General features: G+C 70.7%; 20 protein-coding genes. 9 read left to right on the top strand and 11 right to left on the bottom strand.

Annotation, left to right across the window (positions count from 1 at the left end):
* Positions 1-26 precede the first annotated feature (26 nt).
* A complete protein-coding gene (locus tag ACI2L1_RS06475; RefSeq protein WP_404738180.1) occupies positions 27-1,313 on the top strand; it encodes an MFS transporter in 1,287 nt (428 codons plus the stop codon).
* On the opposite strand, the gene ACI2L1_RS06470 is transcribed toward ACI2L1_RS06475, so the two are convergent.
* Both ACI2L1_RS06470 and ACI2L1_RS06465 read right to left on the bottom strand, forming a co-directional pair.
* Complete coding sequence (locus ACI2L1_RS06470) at positions 1,200-2,258, bottom strand: GlxA family transcriptional regulator (RefSeq protein ID WP_404738179.1); 1,059 nt, start codon at positions 2,256-2,258, stop codon at positions 1,200-1,202. The two genes, ACI2L1_RS06475 and ACI2L1_RS06470, sit on opposite strands and share 114 nt — an antisense overlap.
* 67 nt (positions 2,259-2,325) lie before the next feature.
* A complete protein-coding gene (locus ACI2L1_RS06465; protein ID WP_404738178.1) occupies positions 2,326-3,099 on the bottom strand; it encodes a helix-turn-helix domain-containing protein in 774 nt (257 codons plus the stop codon).
* A gap of 321 nt (positions 3,100-3,420) precedes the next feature.
* On the opposite strand from ACI2L1_RS06465, the gene ACI2L1_RS06460 reads away from it, so the two are divergent.
* The 4 genes from ACI2L1_RS06460 (at position 3,421) to ACI2L1_RS06445 (ending at position 7,272) form a co-directional block, all read left to right on the top strand.
* The gene (locus tag ACI2L1_RS06460) at positions 3,421-3,921 is read left to right on the top strand and encodes a glycine-rich domain-containing protein (protein ID WP_404738177.1); all 501 of its coding nucleotides are present in this window, start codon (positions 3,421-3,423) and stop codon (positions 3,919-3,921) included.
* Positions 3,922-3,995: 74 nt separating this feature from the next.
* The gene (locus ACI2L1_RS06455; protein ID WP_404738176.1) at positions 3,996-4,625 is read left to right on the top strand and encodes a class I SAM-dependent methyltransferase; all 630 of its coding nucleotides are present in this window, start codon (positions 3,996-3,998) and stop codon (positions 4,623-4,625) included.
* A gap of 103 nt (positions 4,626-4,728) precedes the next feature.
* Positions 4,729-6,039 (top strand): MFS transporter, encoded by a 1,311-nt coding sequence (locus ACI2L1_RS06450; protein ID WP_404738175.1) that lies wholly within the window; start codon positions 4,729-4,731, stop codon positions 6,037-6,039.
* 102 nt (positions 6,040-6,141) lie between these two features.
* Complete coding sequence (locus ACI2L1_RS06445; RefSeq protein WP_404738174.1) at positions 6,142-7,272, top strand: methyltransferase; 1,131 nt, start codon at positions 6,142-6,144, stop codon at positions 7,270-7,272.
* 9 nt (positions 7,273-7,281) lie between these two features.
* Here the strand turns inward: ACI2L1_RS06445 and ACI2L1_RS06440 are convergent, their stop codons facing one another.
* The 6 genes from ACI2L1_RS06440 to ACI2L1_RS06415 form a co-directional block, all read right to left on the bottom strand.
* On the bottom strand, positions 7,282-7,875 hold the full coding sequence (locus tag ACI2L1_RS06440) for a flavin reductase family protein (RefSeq protein ID WP_404738173.1): 594 nt from the start codon (positions 7,873-7,875) through the stop codon (positions 7,282-7,284).
* Positions 7,876-7,935: 60 nt separating this feature from the next.
* Positions 7,936-8,727: an enoyl-CoA hydratase/isomerase family protein gene (locus ACI2L1_RS06435; RefSeq protein WP_404738172.1), complete on the bottom strand. Its 792-nt coding sequence runs from the start codon at positions 8,725-8,727 to the stop codon at positions 7,936-7,938.
* Entirely contained in the window at positions 8,718-10,943 is a 2,226-nt protein-coding gene (locus ACI2L1_RS06430) for an acetate--CoA ligase family protein (protein ID WP_404738171.1), read from the bottom strand. The genes ACI2L1_RS06435 and ACI2L1_RS06430 overlap by 10 nt, the downstream gene beginning before the upstream one ends.
* A gap of 105 nt (positions 10,944-11,048) precedes the next feature.
* Positions 11,049-12,563: a flavin monoamine oxidase family protein gene (locus ACI2L1_RS06425; RefSeq protein WP_404738170.1), complete on the bottom strand. Its 1,515-nt coding sequence runs from the start codon at positions 12,561-12,563 to the stop codon at positions 11,049-11,051.
* 148 nt (positions 12,564-12,711) lie between these two features.
* The gene (locus tag ACI2L1_RS06420) at positions 12,712-13,941 is read right to left on the bottom strand and encodes a flavin-containing monooxygenase (RefSeq protein ID WP_404738169.1); all 1,230 of its coding nucleotides are present in this window, start codon (positions 13,939-13,941) and stop codon (positions 12,712-12,714) included.
* Positions 13,942-14,155: 214 nt separating this feature from the next.
* Positions 14,156-15,796, bottom strand: a complete 1,641-nt coding sequence (locus tag ACI2L1_RS06415; RefSeq protein ID WP_404738168.1) for a subtype B tannase — start codon at positions 15,794-15,796, stop codon at positions 14,156-14,158.
* Between the two features lie 187 nt (positions 15,797-15,983).
* Between ACI2L1_RS06415 and ACI2L1_RS06410 the strand changes: the two genes are divergently transcribed.
* From ACI2L1_RS06410 to ACI2L1_RS06400, 3 genes are all read left to right on the top strand, one after another.
* Positions 15,984-16,433, top strand: coding sequence for a DoxX family protein (locus ACI2L1_RS06410; RefSeq protein ID WP_404738167.1), 450 nt, complete (start codon positions 15,984-15,986; stop codon positions 16,431-16,433).
* The gene (locus tag ACI2L1_RS06405) at positions 16,430-16,837 is read left to right on the top strand and encodes a Zn-ribbon domain-containing OB-fold protein (protein ID WP_404738166.1); all 408 of its coding nucleotides are present in this window, start codon (positions 16,430-16,432) and stop codon (positions 16,835-16,837) included. The genes ACI2L1_RS06410 and ACI2L1_RS06405 overlap by 4 nt, the downstream gene beginning before the upstream one ends.
* Positions 16,838-17,080: 243 nt before the next feature.
* Positions 17,081-17,695, top strand: coding sequence for a GNAT family N-acetyltransferase (locus ACI2L1_RS06400; RefSeq protein WP_404738165.1), 615 nt, complete (start codon positions 17,081-17,083; stop codon positions 17,693-17,695).
* A 14-nt stretch (positions 17,696-17,709) separates the two neighbouring features.
* On the opposite strand, the gene ACI2L1_RS06395 is transcribed toward ACI2L1_RS06400, so the two are convergent.
* The 3 genes from ACI2L1_RS06395 to ACI2L1_RS06385 form a co-directional block, all read right to left on the bottom strand.
* Positions 17,710-18,102, bottom strand: coding sequence for a type II toxin-antitoxin system VapC family toxin (locus ACI2L1_RS06395; protein ID WP_404738164.1), 393 nt, complete (start codon positions 18,100-18,102; stop codon positions 17,710-17,712).
* A complete protein-coding gene (locus ACI2L1_RS06390) occupies positions 18,099-18,371 on the bottom strand; it encodes a hypothetical protein (RefSeq protein ID WP_404738163.1) in 273 nt (90 codons plus the stop codon). Before ACI2L1_RS06390 ends, ACI2L1_RS06395 begins: the two co-directional genes overlap by 4 nt.
* Before the next feature lie 145 nt (positions 18,372-18,516).
* Positions 18,517-19,182 (bottom strand): pyridoxal 5'-phosphate synthase, encoded by a 666-nt coding sequence (locus ACI2L1_RS06385; protein WP_404738162.1) that lies wholly within the window; start codon positions 19,180-19,182, stop codon positions 18,517-18,519.
* Positions 19,183-19,320: 138 nt separating this feature from the next.
* On the opposite strand from ACI2L1_RS06385, the gene ACI2L1_RS06380 reads away from it, so the two are divergent.
* Positions 19,321-20,646 (top strand): hypothetical protein, encoded by a 1,326-nt coding sequence (locus tag ACI2L1_RS06380; protein WP_404738161.1) that lies wholly within the window; start codon positions 19,321-19,323, stop codon positions 20,644-20,646.
* Positions 20,647-20,691: the final 45 nt, after the last annotated feature.

The raw sequence follows: 20,691 nt of genomic DNA, 5'->3' as shown, positions 1-20,691 counted from the left end.
TCAGTGCCGGGCCCTAGCTTCGGCGCATGACTTACCGCGACGTCGCCACCCCCAGGGTCCTGGTCTGGGCCTGCACGTCCGTCGGCGCCCGTATGCCGGTGGCGATGGCTCCGCTCGCCCTCGTCTTCCTGGTGCGCGAGAGACCGGGAGGGTATGCGCTGGGGGCGGTGCTCGCGGCGGTGTACGTGATCGGTGAGATCGTCGGTGCCCCGGTGCTCGGGATGCGGCTCCGCCCCGAGCGTCCCAGGCCCCACCTGGCCTCGGGGCTCGCGGTCGGCGCCGCCGGGTTCGCGGGGCTCGGGCTGCTTCCCGACGTGAACTCCCTGATCCTGGGCGCGTTCGCGTTCGTCGCCGGGGCCGCCCCGGCCGCGGCGACCGGCGGTCTGCGCGCGCTGCTCACCGAGCTCGTTCCGGAGCGGGCCGTCGCGCAGGCGCTGTCCACCGAGTCCATGCTCAACTCCGTCATCTGGTCCGTCTCCCCGGCCGCCGTCACCGGCCTCGCCCTCGGAGTCGCGCCGCGTGTCCCGCTGTTGCTGGCCGCCGGATTGATGGCGACCTCGGTCGCGGGGCTGTGGCCGCTGCCGGGCGGCTGGAAGGCGGACGACCCGGTCGATGGGGCGTGGGACGCCGGGTCGTCGTTGCCCCGGCTGCTGCTCGGTGCCTGGCCGGTGTACGTCACGGGCGCGGCCAGTCTCAGCCTGCTGGGCCTCGCCGAACTGGCGCTGCCGGCCCTGCTCGAACAGCGGGGCATCTCCGTCGGCTGGTCCGGCCCGATGCTGACGGGGCTGGCGGTGGGCGGCGGACTCGGGGCGTTCCTCTACGGCCTGCGCACCTGGCCCGGCCTGCTGCACACCCGCAGTGTCGTGTTCATGTGCGGCACCTCGATCTGCGTCACCCTCGTCGCGCTGATACCGAACACCGCCGGGATCGCGGCCGCGCTCGCCGTGGGCGGCCTGCTCCAGGTGGGCGCGCTGCTCACCCGCAACCTCGCCCTGCGCGACGCGCTTCCGCCCGGCGCGCTGGCCGCCGGCTACTCCGTGATGTACGCGGCGGCGGGCGCGGGCTACGCGGCCACGGGTTCGCTCGCCGGTGCCCTGCTCAGAGTCACGGTGCCGTCCCACGCGATCCTGGCCGGGGTGGTGCTGACGCTCGCGCTGACGGGGGTGGGGTGGTGGGGCGAGGTGCGCCGGAGGCGGGGTTCAGCTCAGGGCGCCGACGTCGTCGTAGCCCCTGGCGGAGTTGTCGACGCCTCCGCTCCCGGACCGGAACGTACGGCGATACGCGGTGGGTGTGACCCCGAGGGCCGTCTGTAGGTGCTGGCGCATCGACTGGGCGGTGCCGAAGCCCGCGTCGTGGGCGACCTGGTCGACGGAGAGGTCGGTGGACTCCAGCAGGTGCCGGGCCCGCTCCACCCGCTGCTGGGTGAGCCACTGGCCGGGGCTGACACCGACCTCCTCCCGGAAGCGGCGCGTGAAGGTGCGTACGGACATGGCCTCCTGCTCGGCCATGTCCCGCAGCTGGATCGGCTCGTGCAGTCGGCCGAGCGCCCAGGCGCGGGCCGAGGTCGTGGTCGACTGCTGCGGGTCGGGCACGGGCCGGTGGATGTACTGCGCCTGTCCGCCGTCCCGGTGCGGCGGTACGACGGTGCGGCGGGCCACGTCGTTGGCGACCGCCGTGCCGTGGTCGCGGCGCACCATGTGCAGGCACAGGTCGAGCCCGGCGGCGACGCCCGCGGAGGTCAGGACGTCACCGTCGTCGATGAACAGGACATCCGGGTCGACCCTGACCTGTGGGAAGAGCTCCTGGAGACGGTCGGAGTCGGCCCAGTGCGTGGTGGCGGGGCGGCCGTCGAGGAGACCGGCGGCAGCCAGGACGTAGACGCCGGTGCAGATGGACGCGAGGCGGGTGCCGGGGCGGATGTGGGCGAGGGCGGCGGTCAGTTCGCCGGTCAGCACGCCCTGCTCGAAGACCGGGCCGAGTTCGTACGACGCCGGGACGATCACGGTGTCGGCCGTGGCCAGGGCCTCGGGGCCGTGCTCGACCTGGATGGCGAAGTCGGCGTCGGTCCGCACGGGGCCCGGCGGGCGGATCGAGCAGGTGACGACGTCGTACAGATGACGCCCCTCGGCGTCCTTGGGGCGGCCGAAGATCCGGTGCGGAATGCCCAGCTCGAAGGGGAGCACACCGTCCATGGCGAGAACGACCACGCGATGCGGGCGGAACTCCGGGGCGCCGGGGGCAGGACGGTCACGGTTCATGGCCCGATCCTAACGAATGCTGTCCTTCGGGCCAACCGCTTCCCTGCAAGGAGAGCGCGCTGATCCCTCACTCTGGTGTGGTCGAGTACCGCTCGATGCTCGCGCGGCCCGTCGACCGGTCGAGTAGGCGCAGCTCCCACGGACCTGTGTTCACGTCGAAGTCCTTGCCGAACCCGACCCACTTGCCCGCCATGCGTCGGCTTGTCGGCTCGATGAGCAGCTGAATCGCACCGTGGTACCGGGCGCCCTGGTAGTACCCGTCGGCCGCCGTCTGCTCGGTCCACGCGCCGGTGACGACGTTCCCGTCCACGGTGAGATCCAGAGACAACGGACTGTCCGGGTTGGTCGACGCTCCTGGCAGGCTCTGGGCTGTCAGCCGGTTGCCGTGCTGGACGATCACGACGTGGTGCTTGCAGTCGAACGTCTCGTCACGGCTGGACGAGTAGAACTCGTACCGGGACAGCCAGATGCCCGCGTACTCGCTCTGCGGCTCCGGCTCCGGGCTCGTGGCAGCGTCAGCCGTGCCGGCTTCCCCAGCCTCCATGTCGTGGCCTCCTGCACCGTCTGAGCGGACACGTGCCATCGGGATCGCGAACCCCAGCGACTCGGGGGTGCGGCCGGTGAACTGCTTCAGCGCCCGTGCGTACAGCGGGCGGCACGTCCGGGTCTCCCCGGACTCCCAGCGTTGCACGAGTCGCTTGGAGGCGTCGTTCGGCTCCCCCAGCTCCTCGCCCGCGCGACGCAGGCCCTGCGCGAACTCGTCTTGGCTCAGGTTCATCGACTTGCGTACGGAGGTCAGCACGTCGTTGGGGATTCGCTCACGCTCGGCCGTGGTCGTCATGATCCGAGGGTAGCTACGCCGCGCCTCCAATGACACCGGTTTGACGCCCTCGGGTCGACGTCGACTTGACGCTTGAGGGACGCCTTGAACGTCGCCGCAGTGGCCGCGACCGATCCGGAACATGGTCGCCATGTCCATCCACATCAGCGCTTACACCGTGAGAGCCGACGGCACTCGGACCGAGCCACGAACCCTGTACGAGGGTGAGGGCGGGGAGCCCCTCGCCACTGGCCTGATGCCGCCGTGCCTGTGTCCCAAGTGCGCGGGCGGACGACGTAACCGGAGCACCACGGAACCCTCATCACGTGGAGGCGAGCCAGCATGAGCACGGCATTAGTGATCCGCGACCCGAAGGCGTACGTCACCCCGGACGTGTGGGAGCGGGAGGTGGCCCTCCTCCTCCGCAACCCGGAGAACACGCGCGAACTGGCAGAGGCCAAGTTCGGACAGGCCATCGCCTACCTGGTCACGTGCGGCGAGAACCCGGACCTTCTCATGGGCCCGTCCAAGCAGGTGGACGAGGCATGGCACTCGTTCATGCTCGACTCGATCCCGTACCACCACTTCACCAACCGGCATTTCGGCCGGTACATCCACCACGTTCCGGAGCTTCCGGGGACGACGGCCGGTGTCCAGTGCGTCAGCGACGACAAGGCGAGGCGGGACGGCCCCGACCTCAAGACCGGCGGCCCGCTCGTCCTGGAGCAGACGATCAAGGCCATCAAAGCGGCCGGGTTCGATATCGAATCCGACCTGTGGGGCATGGAAAACGCGGCCGACTGCAATCAGTGCCACGCCGGGTGCCACGACTCGCCCAAGTAGCAGTGAGCAGCACGTGAGTTGGGGCCTGTCCTCGTACGTTGGGGGCGGGCCCCTCTTGCCGGAAGGATCACCACATGTCATTGGCTGAGTCCTGGGACAGGTACGCGGTCGGGAGCAAGCCACGCAGGACCGTGAACGCCATGGGCGATACGACCTGGCTGAACTGGACCCAGTACGCCGATCACGGGCCGAACGAGAGCGTTCTGGGTCCCATGGCCGGGCGCCGGGTGCTGGAACTCGGCTCAGGGAGCGGCAGTAACCTCGCGCACCTCGTGACGCTTGGCGCGACAGGTCTGGGGGTAGACATCGCCCCCGCCCGTGAGGCGGTCGCGCGGGAGCACTGGGGTCATCTGCCGGGCCTTGAGTTCCGTACGGCGGAGGCGACGGCGTTGCTGAGCGAGACGGACGAGACGTTCGATGTCGTGCTCTCGATCTTCGGTGCCGTGTGGTTCGTCGATCCGGACACCCTGCTCCCGCTGATTCACTCGCGCATGGCGCCGGGCGGCATCCTGGCCTTCTCGCATTTGCCTCCGGGCAGCCAGGGGCCAAGGCCTGCCAGAGCCGGACTTCGGCACGACCGCACCCCGGACGAGTGGGGGCGCATCCTGACAGGGCACGGTTTCTCCGACATGTACGTGGCTCTGATCGACCCGCCGAAGGACCGGTCCGTGGGCACGATGCTCGTCCGTGCCTTGGCGGCCTGACCGCGTGGTGGTGCGTCCCGCGCAGCCCGCATGGCCCGATCCTAACGAATGCTGTCCTTCGGGCCAATGGATCCGGGAAGCCGCAGGACGGAAGCTCAATGTCGTGACCCAGACAACCGAAGCCGCCGTACCGGCAGCCCACACGGAAAAGCAGTCGACTTCTCGCATTCACCGCGCCTGGTTCGTCGCCGCCGTCGCCTTCGTGACGATCATCGGCGCGGCCGCCTTCCGCTCCCTGCCGGGCCTCCTTATTGATCCCCTGCATGAGGACTTCGGATGGTCGCGCGGCACCATCGGCGCGGCCGTCTCCGTCAACCTCGCGCTGTACGGCCTGACCGCGCCCTTCGCGGCGGCGCTGATGGACCGCTTCGGCATACGGCGGGTGGTCGCGGTCGCGCTGACCGTGATCGCGGTCGGTTCGGGCCTGACCGTGTGGATGACGGCCGCCTGGCAGCTGATGTTGTACTGGGGCCTGCTCGTCGGCCTGGGCTCAGGATCGATGGCCCTCGCCTTCGCGGCGACCGTCACCAACCGCTGGTTCACCGCGCGGCGCGGCCTGGTCACCGGCCTCCTGACCGCCGCCTCCGCCTCCGGCCAGCTGATCTTCCTGCCGCTGCTGTCCTGGATGGTGGAGAGGCACGACTGGCGCCCGGCGGCGATCACGGTCGCGCTGGCGGCCCTCGCGGTCGTGCCCTTCGTCTGGCTGCTGCTGCGCGACCATCCGGCCGACGTGGGCCTGCGGCCGTACGGCGCCCAGGAGTTCGTGCCGAAGCCGGAGCCGGTGCCCGGAGCCGCCCGCCGAGCGATCGCGGTGTTGCTGAAGGCCGCCCGCACCGGCCCGTTCTGGCTGCTCGCCGGCACCTTCGCGATCTGCGGCGCCTCCACCAACGGCCTGATCCAGACCCACTTCGTGCCCGCCGCCCACGACCACGGCATGCCCGTCACCGCGGCCGCCTCGCTGCTCGCGGTCATCGGCGTCTTCGACGTGGTCGGCACGGTCGCCTCCGGCTGGTTCACCGACCGCTTCGAACCCCGCCGTCTGCTGGCCGTCTACTACGCCCTGCGCGGCATCTCGCTCCTCTTCCTGCCCATGCTGCTGGCCCCCTCGGTCCACCCGCCGATGCTCTTCTTCATCGTCTTCTACGGCCTCGACTGGGTCGCCACCGTCCCGCCCACCGTCGCCCTGTGCCGCGAGCAGTACGGCGACGACAGCGCGATCGTCTTCGGCTGGGTCCTCGCCTCCCACCAGGTCGGCGCCGCCCTCATCGCCGTCCTCGGCGGCGTTATCCGTGACGTCTTCGGCACTTACGACATGGTCTGGTACGCCTCGGGCGCGCTGTGCGCGGCGGCGGCGCTGATGGCCCTGGTGATCCGCCGCAGGCCGGCCCCGGCCCCCGTCCTGGCCGTATCCTGAACCCACCTGAACGGAAAGGGACGTTCGTGACACTCGGCATGGTTCTCGGCGACGTGGTCCTCGTGCTCGCCCACGTCGGATCACGAACCCCAGGAGCATGCAGTGTCCGCCTCCTCCACGGTCCTCTGGACCGAGGATCGACAGAGCCTTTCCGCCCGTTGGCACTCTGAGAACCAACTCCCGCCGCCCGGGCGGGTGATCGTCGTCGACGACCGGACGAACGCCGCCACCGCCCACCGACTCGCCTGCGAAGGCACCGGTCTGCTGTGGCGGGGCGACTTCCACAACGCGCGTGGGCTGCTGCGCGCCATGGAGCGCCGCGTCGACCGCAAGACCCCGTCGCCGGGCCGCACCCCGGCCGAGACCTTCCGCCTTCAGCGCCGTTTCCGCGCCCACCGCGCCCGCGTGCTCGGCCGCCTCCTGGTCGTGCTGGAGGACGACCACGCACTGGCCCTGCGGCGCGCCCCTGACGTACGTCGCGCGTGCGCCGAGGCCTACGGTCCCCCGCCCGGCGGTCGTACGGCGATTTCCCTCCGCGAGTTGCTGGGCGTGCTCGGAGCCAGGCAGTGGCGAGCGAAGGGCGTCGAGATCCCGGCTCTCGGCGCCCGACTCCGTCCCCACTACGGGGTGTTCGCGCCGGTCCGGGGCGAGTACGTCGATCTGGTCGCCCAGGCACCATTGCCCAGGCTCGTTCCTCGCACCGCCTTCGACCTCGGAACCGGAACCGGCGTCCTCGCCGCCCTTCTGGCCCGGCGTGGTGTCGAACGGGTCGTCGCGACCGACCTCAGCGCCCGCGCGCGTGTCTGTGCGCACGACAACCTGCGGCGCCTCGGTCTGGCCGAGCGCGTTCGCGTCACCGGCCCGGAGCTCTTCCCCGAAGGGCGCGCCGGGCTGATCGTGTGCAACCCGCCCTGGATCCCGGCCCGGCCCACCTCGACGCTGGAACAGGGCGTCTACGATCCCGACGGCGCCATGCTCCACGGCTTTCTGTCGGGACTCGCCCCGCACCTCGAACCCGGCGGTGAGGGCTGGCTGATCCTCTCCGACCTGGCCGAACGCGTCGGTCTGCGCACCGGGGACGAGCTGCGAGCCGCCATCGACTCGGCGGGCCTGCGGGTCGTCGGCCGTATCGACACCAGGCCCCGCCACTCGCGTGCCGCCGACCCCGGAGACCCTCTGCACGCCGCCCGTGCCGCGGAGGTCGTCTCCCTGTGGCGGCTGACGGCGGTGTGACCCTGGCCGTCAGCTCTCCAGACGGCCGAACCGCCCCCGATGGAAGACGAGCGGTCCGTCGGCGGCCTCGCCCGTCCCCAGCGCCTCCACCCGCCCCACCACGATCAGATGGTCCCCGCCCGTGTGCACCGCGTGGATCGTGCAGTCGATCCAGGCGAGCGTGCCGTCGAGGCGGGGCGAGCCGGTCGCCGGGGCCGGTGCGTGCGGTACACCCGTGAACTTGTCCGCGCCGCTCACCGCGAAGGCCCTGCACAGCTCGCCCTGGTCCGCGCTCAGGACGTTCACGCAGAAGACGCCCGCGTGGGCGATGCGGGGCCAGGTCGTGGACGTACGGCCCACCATGAAGGCGACGAGCGGTGGGTCGAGGGAGAGGGAGGAGAAGGACTGGCAGGCGAAGCCGGCGGGAGGAGTGCCGGGGGCGGTGATCACTGTGACCCCGCTCGCGAAGTTGCCCAGCACGCGCCGGAACTCGCCCTGATCGACCGGCGCCCGCTCGTCCTCGCGGACGCACCGCAGCTCCGGGCGGGGCAGCGCCTCTACGGAGAGGGCCTTGCCTGACCTGAGATAGCGGACGGCCGCTTCCGCCATTCCTGCTTGTCCCATCACACTCACCATTGAAGCTGACGGTGTGTCAGATGGGAAGGGGTCCGTCGGGCCCGCCCCTCAACGCCCCCGGTACTCAGGACTCCTGCGCTCCACGAAGCTCGCCACGCCCTCCTTCGCGTCCGCCGTAGTCATGTTGATCTCCTGCGCGGCGGCCTCCGCGGCGAAGGCCGTGGCGCGGTCGGTGTCCGGGGAGGCGTTGACGAGCTGCTTGGTCAGGGCCAGGGCGCGGGTCGGTCCGGTGGCGAGACGGGCCGCCCACTCGCGGGCCGTCTTGTCCAACTCCCCGTCCGGGACGACCCGGTTGACCAGGCCGAGGCGCTCGGCGTCCGGGGCGGAGAGCGCGTCGCCGAAGAACATCAGCTCCTTGGCTCGCCGGGGGCCCAGGAGGCGGGTCAACAGGTACGCGCCGCCGCCGTCGGGGACCAGGCCCCGGCGTACGAACACCTCGATGAACCTCGCCGACTCGGCGGCCAGGACGAGGTCGCAGGCGAACGCGAGATGCGCGCCGATGCCGGCCGCGGTGCCGTTCACCGCCGCGATCACGGGTTTCTCGCAGTCGAGGACGGCCGCGATCAGACGCTGGGCGCCGAGGCGGATCACGCGGGTCACGTCACCGGGGACCGGGTCTCCCGCGGTCGTACCGCCCCGCAGGTCCGCCCCCGCGCAGAAGCCGCGCCCGGTTCCGGTGAGGACGACCGCTCGCACGTCGGGGTCGCCGGACGCATCTCCCAACAGCTCGATGAGCCGGTCGCGTTGGCCGGGGGTGAGGGCGTTCAGGGCCTCGGGCCTGTTGAGGGTGAGGTACGAGACCTGGCCGGAGACCGTGTGCTCCACCTCGCTCACCGGCACACCACCAACGCGTCCAGCGCCACCGCGCCCTGCCCCCTGGGCAGCACCATCAGCGGATTGATGTCGAGCTCCGCGAGCTCGTCCCCGAGCTCCAGCACCATGCGCTGCACCCGGAGCACGACCTCCACGAGCGCGTCGAGATCCGCGGGGGGCCGCCCCCGGACCCCGTCGAGAAGGGCCCGTCCACGCAGGTCGTCCAGCATGTCCCGAGCCTGTTCCTCACCGAAGGGCGGCACGCGTACGGCCGTGTCGCGCAGCACCTCCACCAGGACCCCGCCGAGCCCGACCGTCACCGTCGGGCCGAACAGCTCGTCGTGCGCGGCCCCGACGACCATCTCGACGCCCCGCTCGACCATCTGGCAGACCAGGACACCGTCCAGCGGGACGTCCTCGTAGCGGGCGATGTCGGTCAACTCCCGGTAGGCGTCCCGGACCTGGCTGGCCGAGGTCAGGCCGATCTTCACCAGGCCCAGCTCGGTCTTGTGGGCGATCTTCGCGCCGGACGCCTTCATCACCACCGGGTAGCCCACCAGGCCGGCCGCGCGTACGGCCGCCGCCGCGCTGGTCACCAGCTGCTCGCGCGGCACCCGGATCCCGTACGCCCGCAGCAGCTGCTTCGCCGCGTGCTCGCTCAGCTGCTGGCCCGGGCGCATCAGTGCCTGCGCCTTGCGGAAGGAGGGTGAGGGGGTGCGTGGGGCCTCGTCGAAGGGGGAGCGGTAGCCAGTGACGAAGCGGTGGTGGTCGAGGTAGGCGCGGACCGCGGTGATGCAGTTGCCGACCGTGCGGAAGGTGGCCACCCGGGAGGAGCCGAGCAGGACCTCACGGTAGGCCGGCTCGGTGCCGACCGGCGAGCCCCACACCACGCACACCAGCTTGTCGGTCTGCTCGGCCGCGTCCACCAGGTCCTGGACCAGCCGGTCGCTCAGGGGCGGGAAGGGGCCGGTGACGGGGCAGATCAGCACCCCGACGGAAGGGTCGTCGAGGATCGCGTCGATGATCTTCCGGCCGCGCCAGTCGCCGACCGGATGCCCGCCGTTGTCCACGGGGTTGGCGACGCTCAGGAACTCCGGTATCCACTGGTGCAGTTCGGCCTGCTTGGCCTGTGACAGGGCGGGCAGCTTCAGGCCCGCCTCCGTCGCCAGGTCGGCGAAGTGGGCGCCGGTGCCGCCCGAGATCGAGTAGACGACGACGCCCTCGGCGCGCGGCGGCCTCGCGCGGGCCAACAGGGTTGCGGTGTCCTGGAGTTCGTCGAGGCCGTCGACGCGGATCACGCCGTACTGCCGCATCGCGGCGTCCACGACCGTGTCGGCGCCGGTGAGTTTGCCGGTGTGGGAGGCGGCCGTGCGGGCGCCGGTCTCGGTGCGGCCCACCTTGACCGCGACCACCGGCACCTTGCGGCGGGCGGCGCGGTCGGCGGCGAGCAGGAAGGAGCGGCCGTCCTTCAGGCCCTCCAGGTAACAGGCGATGGCGCCGACCTCGGGCCGCTCGGCGAAGTAGGAGAGGAAATCGGAGGTCTCCAGGTCGGCCTCGTTGCCGGTCGGCGCCCAGTGGGTGAGGCGGATGCCGAGCTCCTGGAGGGCGTGGACCGGGCGGCCCTGGTGCCCGGACTGGGTGATCAGGGCGATGCCGGGACCGTCGAGATCCTCGCGGAACGTCGAGAAGGCGTTCAGGTTGGTGTTGGGACCCAGCAGCCGCATCCCGGACTCCGCCACCGCGGCGGCGAGACGCTCCTGGGCCGCCGCCCCCTCCTCACCGGTCTCCGCGAACCCGGAGGCGAAGACGACCGCGAACTTCGCCTTGGCCTCGGCCAGTTGCTCGATCACCGGAAGGGGCTCCGCGACCAGCAGGACGGCGAGATCGACCTGCTCGGGCAGCTCGGCGACGGACGTGAGGCAGGGGATGCCGAAGACGGCCGGGCGGGTCGGGTGCACCGGGTGCAGCCGGGCGCCCACCCGTGCCGCCCAGTCGATCAACTGCCGGGTGATACCGGTGTTCGGGCGGCCCTCGGCGTCCGAGGCGCCGATCACCGCGACCGACTCCGGCTGGAAGAAGCGGTCCAGATCGGGGACGTCGGCATACAGCGGCCTGCCGCCGACGTCGAGGTCGTCGACCTCGGCCGGCCTGCCGTGGACGGCGGGCCCGGGCTGCTCGCCGCATGCGATGACCCGGGCCCGGCGGGAGTCGGTGGTGAGGGTGCCGTGGGTTGATCCAAGCATCGGTCCGCCCGCTCCTGTGTGACAGCGTGAATAACTGACGCAGTGTCAGATTACAGAACTGACGCTGTGTCAGGAACGGGCGTGCAGGCAAAGTTGAGGCGCTGACTACAGCACCGCGAGTACCTCCTTGGCCACCCGCTCGCCGGAGCGGACGGCTCCGTCCATGAAGCCGTTCCAGTGGAGGGAGGTCTCCGTGCCCGCCCAGTGGATGCCACCCACCGGCGCGCGCAGGGCGGAACCGTACTGGGTCAGGACGCCGGGCGCGGCGATGGAGACGGGGCCGCCGCGGGTGTAGGCCTCGTTGTTCCAGCGTTGCAGGACGAAGGAGGTGGGGGAGGCCGCTTTCGAGCCGAAGTACGTCACATAGTCCTTGAGGACGGCCGCCTTGACCTCCGCCTCGCTCGCCGCGTCGTACTTGCGGGCCTCGTCGGCCTCGATGAAGCCCATCAGGGCGCCGTACGAGGCGTCGGGCGGGGAGTTGTCGAAGGTGGAGCTGATGACCCCGGTGTCGCTGACGACCTGGCCGTTGAGGCCGTCGGCCCGCCAGAACGGGGTGTCGTAGATGGCGATCGCCTTGCCGACCGAGGCCATCGGCAGGCGCTGGGTGAGCTGGTCGCGGGCGGCCGGCAGGAGGGGGTCGTAGGTGATGCGGGCCGCGAGGGGCGGCGGTACGGCGACGACCACCCGCTGGGCGGTGACGGTGACGCCGTCGGCCGTGACGACGTACTTCGAGCCGGACTTGGTGATCGTGCGCACCGGCGCGTTCAGCACCACCCGGTCGCCCAGCGTGGCGGCGAGCTTGATCGGCACCAGCTGGGAGCCGCCGACGAAGCGCAGTTCCTGGGCGCCGCCCGCGGTCTCGGTGAGGCGTTCCAGGGTGCCGACGTTGGTCTCGTTGCCGGCGGCGGCGATGTAGAAGAGGACGAACAGGAGGGAGAGTTCCCGGGGTTCGGCCGAGAAGATCGAGGTGCAGGCCACGTCGAGGAGGAACTTGGCCGACGGGATCACGGCGTTGGCGCGCAACCAGGTCTCGAAGGTCTGCCGGTCCCACTCCTCGGCCTTGGCGGCGGTCCAGGGCGCGTCGACCGGGATCGTCTTGGCCATGTCGTCGAGGGAGGCCTGGACGATGGCCGCGTTGGCGAGTCCCGCCGCGTCGATCGGCGGGACCGAGCCGAGGACGCCGTCGGTGGCGTACGGCGTCTTCTTGCCGTCCTTGTAGAGGAGGTTGTTGCCGGTGTTGTAGGTGGCGAAGGTCCCCACCCCGAGCGAGTCGGCGAGCGCCTTGATGCGGTCCTGGGTGGGGCCGATGAACTCGCCGCCGCCCTCGGTGACACCGCCGTTGGCCAGGGACAGGTTGAGCACCCGGCCGCCGACGCGGTCGCGGGCCTCCAGGACGGCGACCGTCTTTCCGCCCGCGACCAGGTCACGGGCGGCGGTGAGCCCGGCGAGGCCGCCGCCGACGATCGCGACGTCCACGTCACGGGTGGCGGCGGAGGCGGGAGCGGCGGCGGTGCCGGTGAGGGTCACGGCACCGGCCGTCGCGGCGGCACCGCCGAGCAGGGAGCGCCGGGAGAGCCGGGAATGCGGGGGGAGCGGGGGGAGCTGTCTTTCGCGTGCCACGTGCGTCCTCCGTAGTGGAGAGAGTGTGGAGCTAGAACATGAGAAGTGTTCACATTCTGGCCCCGCGCGACGGCACACGACAACGCTCCTGTCACATCTCTCACACATGTAACAGGAGCGCTGGTGAACCGAGTTGAGGCTCTCCGCGTCAGACGGGGAGCCGCGAGAGCCTGTCCCCGCAGTCCTTCTCCACGGCCTTCGCGATCTTCTCGGCGTCGATCGCCACTTCTCGGATGGTGCCGCTGATGGGAGTGACGTAGCCGGTGAAGTAGAGGCCCCGGGCGTTCTTCGGGGCGCGGTAGCCGTTGACGACCGGGTGGCCGCGCGGGTCGAGGACGTCCAGGTGGCCGACGAGACCCTCCAGCGAGCGGGCATACCCCGTGGCCGCGATCACCGCGTCCGGGTCGATACGGGTGCCGTCCGCCAGGAGGACCTCGCCGCCCTCGAAGCCCTCGACGGCGGCCACGACCTCGACCCTGCCCTTGCGGATCGCGTCGATGAGCCCGACGTCCTGGACCGGGATGGCGCCCTCCTTGACCCGGCTGTAGAGGCCGGTGTCCGGGCGGGGCAGGCCGTGCGGGGACAGGTCGGGCACGCTGAGCCTCGCCATCGGCCGGGCCAGCCGGTCCACGAGGCCGACCGGCAGCCGTCGTACGAGAACGCCCGTGTACTGGGCGGCCCAACCGGCCGTGGAGCGGCGGACGATGTGCGGCACGGTGCGCACGGACAGCCGTACCCGCGCGGCGCCGCCCTCGACCAGGTCGACGGCGATCTCGGCGCCGGTGTTGCCGACGCCGACGACGAGGACGTCCTGGCCGGCGTAGGGCTCCGGGTTGCGGTACTCGCCGGCGTGCCGGAGCTCGCCCTTGAATCCCTCGCGGCCCGGCCAGTCCGGCAGCCGCGGGGTGTGGCTGTAGCCGGTGGCGACGACCACCGCTGCGCCGGTCAGTTCGCGGCCGCCGGTGGCGTGCAGCAGCCAGCCCGTGCCGTCGGGGGCGCGCTCGACGCGCGAGACCTCGACGCCGGTGACGGTCTCCAGCTCGTGGAACTCGGCGTACTTCTCCAGGTAGCGCACCACGTCGTCGCGGGAGACCCAGCGGCCGAAGCGGCGGGGCATCGGAAGGCCCGGCAGGGCCGAGAGGCGACGGGTGGTGTGCAGGTGCAACCGGTCGTAGTGGCGCCGCCAGGACGCGCCGATGTGCTCTGACTTCTCCAGGACGACCGCGCGGACACCCCGGGCGCGCAGCGCGTACGCGACGGAAAGCCCGGCCGGGCCGCCGCCGACGACGTACACCGGACGGTCGGGCTGGTCGGGGCGGTCTGCGGAGGCAGAGGCAGAGGCGGGGTCGGACTCGGGGTCGGGTGCGGAGTCGGCCATGAGCGCGAGCGTAATCAGGCGGCGCGTTGATGGGTCTCGGTCAAGCCCGGAATTGGTTGCGGATCGATCACGCATGTAGGAGAAGTGCGTGGGTCGCGTGACGTAGCCCACACAGAAAACGCCCCGGGCGCCGGGTCCGCGTGATGCGGAGCCTCGACGCCCGGGCAGCGGCGGCCGGAAACTGACGGGAAACCGGGGGCTGCGTTCGTGGGAGTTACTTGCTGTTCTTGGCCTTCTTGTAACCCGTGACCTTGGCGATCCAGGTGATGAAGTCGCCGGGGTCGGTGTTGGCGCCGTGACCCTGGTCCCAGTAGTAGAGGTGGTTCACGTCGTCGCCGAGGTTGTCGAGGCGGGCGGCGAGGTTGGCGGAGACCGTCAGCGAGGTGTCGGAGTCCTTGGTGCCGAGGCGGATCCACCAGTGCTTGGAACGCTTCCCGTTGACCTTCTCCACCAGGTGGTACATCGGGTTCATCAGGTCGAGCTTCTCGGGGATGTCGCTCGCGACGCGCTGGGTGGACAGGCCCGTGGAGTCGTTCTTGGCGCCGTACGCCGTGAAGTGGCGGCTGAGAGTCGTACCCGCGCCGAACTCGTTGTTCTCGCCCGCGGACAGGTCCCAGGCGTCGAAGGAGGGCGCGTCCTTCTTGCGGGCGCCGACGTGGGTGAGGAAGTCGGCCCAGGTGAAGCCGGCCTTGCCGTTCTTCCAGGTGATGAAGGTGTTGGCGGCCAGATAGGTCTCGCGGGCGGAGTCCGAGAGCGCGGCCAAGTAGGTGGTCGCCGAGGGCTCCAGGTACTGCGTGACCAGGTAGTCGTCGTAGTTGCGCGCGGTCAGCGTGCCGAAGCCGGAGCCCTTCAGGCCGCGCAGCTTCAGCTTCGCCTGGTACTCGGCGAACTGCGACTGGAGCTCCTTGGACACCGTCTGGTCGACCTGCTTGCCGGTGCTGAGGTCATTGGTGCCCCAGTTCCACTCGTAGGCGCCGTCGGCGTGCTCCAGGTCGGTGATCGGGCACCAGGCACCGGTCGCGAAGATCGCGTCGGAGGCGTCGGCCGCGCCGATCTCCTTGAGGTACTTGTCGTAGATCGGGCTGTCGCCGGAGGCACCGAGCAGCGAGGACAGGGCACCGCCCGCGCTGGTGCCGGCCGAGACGATCCGCTCGACGTTGCCGGGGATGCGGCCCTTGTTGGACTTGACGTACCGCACGGCCGCCTTGAGGTCGACGATCGCGGCGGGAGCGGTGCCGTAGTACTCGCCGGCGGAGTTCTTGAGGGTACGGCCGCGGGCGCCGGGCTCGACGACGACGTACCCGGCGGCCAGCGCCAGCAGCTGGTTGGTGTTCATGGCGCCGCCGGTGGCGTTGGTGTTGCCGTTGGCACCCGGCGCCGAGGCGCTCGCGGAGGGCGAGGCGGAGCTGCTCGCGGTGGGCGCCCCGCTCGGAGCGCCGCCGCCCGCGCTCGCGCCGCCGACGCCGGTGGCGTCCGCCACGGAGGACGGCATGTAGCCGCCGACGGAGTTCGCGAACAGGATCGGGGCGTCGCTCGCGTCCACCGCTGTGCCGTCGATCTCGACCGGCACGCTGACGTTCAGCGACTGGTAGGTCTCGTCGACCGGCTTGGAGACGTAGGTGATCGCCTTCCAGAAGTGGTAGGTGACCGAGTGCTCGGTGCCCTCCGTGTCGGTGACCGTCGTCGTCAGCTTCGTGTAGGCCTCGGGGTCGAAGACGAGAGTGTCGTCACCGCTCGCGGAGGAGCTGTCGGTCGACGCGCTGGCGTTCAGGGCGATGCCGCCGATGGCCGCGACCCCCGCTGTCGCACCGATGCCGATGACGACGTTCCTGCGCTTGATTGCCCTGTGCTTCACGGTTTGCTCCCTAGGCGTTTTCGCTGGCGGGAACGAACGTAGCCGGGGCTTCGACAAAATTGCCAACAATCCCGGGGTATTCACTGGGGACCCATAGCTTCTCAGGAAGCACACAGTCTTGTCTCATGGATTCTTACCGGGAACGCGGTCTTTCCGGGCCCCAGGATCTGACGTACCGTCAGATTTCATGGACACGATCTGGCTGACCGGCGCGCAATGGCTGGCCGTCCTGCGCATAGGGCTCGGGCTCTGGTGGCTGGAGAGCTGGCGGCACAAGGACAAGAGAACGTGGTTCGAGGGCGGCGGCATCACCTGGGCCGCGGACATCGCCGCCAAGCACCGCTGGGCCCCGGTCCGCAGCGGCTTCGACGTGGTGGTCGCACCCCGCCCGAGGACGATGGCGTACGTCGTCGCCTACGCCGAACTCGCCCTGGGCGCGGGCCTGATACTGGGCCTGCTGACCCCTGTGGCCCTGGTGGGCGGGCTGCTCCTGAACGTCCTCTACTTCACCCTGATGATCCACGACTGGGCCGAGCAGGGGCAGAACTCGATGATGGCCCTCATCTCGCTGGTTGCCCTGTTCGGGATGTCGTGGCAGACGTGGTCGCTGGACGCCGCCTTGGGCCTCTTCTCGTGAGCGCCCGCCACGACGTCCCGGAGACGGACGCCTTCACCCGCACCTACTGGGACGCGGCGGCGCGGGGCGGCCTGCTGCTCAGGCGCTGCTCTTCGTGCGGCCGAATCCACCACTACCCCCGCGAGTTCTGCCCGCACTGCTGGAGCGAGGACGTCTCCTGGTGCGAGGCGACCGGCCGGGCGACCCTCCACACCTGGTCCGTCGTCCACCGCAACGACCTGCCGCCCTTCAGGGACCGCACCCCGTACGTCGCCGCCGTGGTCGACCTCGCCGAGGGACCCCGGATGATGACGGAGATCGTCGACTGCGCGCACGAGGAGCTGCGGGCCGGGCTGGAGCTGGAGGCCGTCTTTCCGGACGGCGTACCCAAGTTCAGGCCGTGGGGCTCCGTGCCGGCGGGGTGAGGGCGTGATGGCCGAGGTTGATGTTCGCGATCGCGTAGGCCCTTCCCGGATCCGTACGGTCATGGCCTGGGGCTGGAGGGGGTCTTTCCGGGCGGAGGGATCGAAAGTCAGGCTGTGCGGCTCCGTGTCGGCGGGGTGAGGGCGTGATGGCCGACGACGATGTTCGCGATCGCGTACCGCCCGTCCCGGACAGGGGCCGAAATTCAGGCCGCGTGGGGCGACCGCGGCGGTTTGAATGGGTGGATGACCGACGTCGACGATCAGCACCTCATGCGCCCGTTCACCCCACTCCAAGGCCACGGCCTGCGTCTGGGCGCCTGGGACCCGGAATCCGACCCCCAGGTGGAGGACTGGCTGCGCGCCACGCAGGACCCCGAGTTCGGGCGCTGGAACACCCCCCTCACCCTGATCCACGACCTCGACGGCGCCCGTGCCGCCATGCGCCGCAGGGCCGAGCAGGCGGCGCAGGGCACGAGCGCGTCGTACCGGATCACGGACGAGTCGAGCGGTACGACGCTCGGGCACGTCGGTGTCAACATGATCGACCACGTCTTCCGCACCGCCCGCGTCGGCTACTGGGTGCTGCCCGAGACCCGCGGCCGGGGCGTGGCCACCCGCGCCCTCGGCCTCGCAGCCCACTGGGCCCTCACCGACCTCGGCCTGCACCGCCTGGAACTGGGCCACGCCCTCGGCCACGGAGCCTCCTGCACCGTCGCCGAACGCTGCGGCTTCCGCCACGAGGGCACGCTGAGGGGCGCGATGTTCGAGGCGGGCCGCCATGACGAGTTCCGGGACATGCACCTGCATGCGCGGCTGGCGACGGATGCGGAGCCATCAGGGGCCGAGGTTCCACGCTGACGGTTCTGTCCGGATCAGACCTTGATGACGCGTGCTCCGGGGCCGCACAAGGCGGTGAGATCTTCGGGATCCGAGGTCAGGACGGTCACGGGGGCGGGTGACGCGAGTGCCGTTGCGGCGACGATCGCATCGAGGGCGTATTTGTGTCCGTGCAGACCGGCGGCGGCGAGGAGCCTGCTGGCCTGATCGGCGATGGCCTCGGTGGGCGAGAGGATGTTCACCCGGGAGGCGGCGTAGTCGAAGCGTGCCTGATTGATCTTCGGGTCGCGCGCTTCGACGAGCGTCACCGAGCTCATGACGACCCGAATGTCCTCGGCCTCAGCCGCGGCCAGCCACTCGGTGAGTTCGGGTGAACGCCGTACGAGCTGGGAAAGTCCCTCGCAGTCGAGAACGAGGGTGCCGCTCACGCGGTGTCCGCCGAGCCCGCCGCGTCGCCGCGCAGGACGGCTCGTTTGGCCTCGACCGCAGCCGGGTCGGCCGGGCCGTGTTCGGCTTCGGCGTCGTCGATGAGCTCGCGCAGTCGGTCGCGTTCCAGCTGGCGCTGGATGAGGGCCTCGACGTAGGCCGACATGCCCCGCTTGCCGGTGCGCTCTCTGAGGGCGGCGATGGTGCCCTCATGGAGGGAGACGGAGACCGGGCGGACGGGGCCTTCACCGGGAGCGGGGGAGGTAGCCATGGGCTCAGTTTAACAAGACTTTTATTATTCGGCGGAGTGAGGTGCGGAATGCCCTGTTCTCGGGGGCCGGCGCTCCTGGTTACCAGCGCATCGGTTACCAGCGCATCGGCTACCGACCGGTGGCGGACTTCGCGGTGTGCGACTTTCAGGGCCAGAGCAGTTCCTGATGCCAACCCTCGGCAATGCGGCGGTAGTTGAGTCGTACGTGTCGTCTGCGCTCGTCCCCCTGGAAGAACTCCACCTCGTCCGGAAGCAGCCGGTACAGCGTCCAGGTCGGGACGGGTGCCCCCGGCTCCCGCTGCGCCCGCTCCCAGGCATCCTCGGACGCCCGCGCCAACTCTCCGAGCGAGCCCAGGACTTCGCTCTGCCGCCCGGTGAGCGCGGCGGCCAGCGCGCCGGTCGAGCGGGCGTGCAGATCCGCCTGGCCCTCCTCGGAGGGCGCCGCGGTCACCGGTCCCCGGACCCGCACCTGCCGGCCGAGCACCGGCCAGTAGAAGCCGAGAGCGGCGTACGGCCGGACCGCGAGGTGCCCTCCCTTGCGGCTGTGGGAGTGGCTCGCGAAGGCCCAGCCGTCGGAGTCGGCGCCGTGCAGCATCACGGTCCGTACGTCCGGCCGCCCCTCCGCGTCCGCCGTCGCGAGGGACATGGTGTGCGGCTCGGTCTGCCCGGCCGCCACCGCCTCCGCGAACCAGGTGGTGAAGAGCTTCAGCGGGGTCGCGGGCGCCCCGGACGGGTCGAAGGAGGGCAGCGAGGTGACCTCCGGGTTCCACACCCGCAGTGACCTCAGCAGTTCGTGAAGATCCGTTGCCATGCCTCAGACGGTACCGAGGTCGGACGTCAGCCACCGGTCGAGTCCGGCCAGGAACTGTTCAAGTTGTTCGCGAGTCAACGCCATACGGTCAAGGCCGTACAGTGCAGGCTACTTCGGCCGCCACAGGGAGGGGATACGGTGAATCGCCTGTCCGGTACGTCAGTCGGCGCCATCGGCGTCCTCCTTCTCGCGTCCCTCGCCGCCTGCGACTCCGGGGCGGCGGCGCACTCCTCCCTCACCGCCCCCGAGCTCTACTACCTGCGCCCCTACGGTGACAAGACCGGCCCGAAGGACAAGATGCCCTTTCACGTGATGGCGGAGGACGGGAGAAAGCCCGGGGTCCGCCGGCTCACGGTGGACGTGGCTCCTGACGGGCGGGACGTGGTCCGGCTGAAGAAGTACGGTCCCTGCGAAGGCGATTCCGCCCATCTGACCTGCGAGGTCAACGGCGACTACAGCAACTGGGCGGACAACGCGCGCGCCCAGCCGTACGCCGTCAAGGGCGCGAAACCCGGTGACACGGCCGTCGTCCGCTTCACGTACACCACGAAGGACGGCAAGAAGCTCACCGCACGGACCCGGTTCGTCGTAGGGGAGCCGGTCGTCGAGGCGGTGGCGCCCGAGTACCGGAAGGATCTCCTGCGGCCCGGCTCAGAGCTGGTCTCCCCGCTCGTCGTGCGCAACACCGGCGAGGTGCCCGTCAAGGGCCTGGGCATCGAGATGAGCGTTGACGGGACGGCGTTCGCCCAGCGGTACGGCAACTGCCGTTACCCCGAGCTGGGCAAGGGCCACATAGCCGTGTGCGAGCTCCCGGAGGTGACGATCGACCCGGGGGAGACCCTCGTCGTCGGTCCCGCCCCGCGATTCCGCGTCCCCCGCACCCGGATGTACCCCTCCTACGGCCGGGACGTCTGGGCCCTGGACATGGGCCCCGGGCAGTACGACACCCACCCGGAGGGCGGCGACACCGGCGACGGACCGACCCTGGAGGCCGAGCCCACCAGCGACACCGGGGGCACCTTCGTCGCGGGCGGCGGGCAGACCAACCTCGTCGTCGACACCCACGCCGACTACCAGGTCTCCGACGTCGAGCTGAAGGGCGCTCCCGGCACGCGGCGCACTTTCAAGATCAAGGTCCGCAACGACGGCCCCGCCGACGCCGGCCGCACGGCCCAGCTGGTCTTCGAGCCGCCCCTCGGGCTGAAGGTGGTCAAGCAGCCCATGGAGGAGTACGACGACGGCGTCTACCAGCCGTACTGCGACAACAAAGACTTCACCTACACCTGCGACATACCCGACCTGAAGCCGGGCGAGAGCCGCTCCTTCGAGTTCACGGCCGAACTCGGCGCACCGGGATCGGGCACCCTGAGCCTTCAGGAGAAGGACCCGTCCAGCCCGTGGGACCTGGGCCGCCGGGACCCGGACACGTCGAACGACAAGGCCGTCGTCACCGTCGTGCGCTGACGCCCCAGCACCACGTCGTGCGCTGACGCCCCAGCACCACGTCGT

It is taken from the genome of Streptomyces sp. NPDC019531 (assembly GCF_044903305.1).
Taxonomy (GTDB): Bacteria; Actinomycetota; Actinomycetes; order Streptomycetales; family Streptomycetaceae; genus Streptomyces.
Note: the sequence above shows the minus strand (reverse complement) of the source record. Positions and strands in the feature narration are given on the sequence as shown.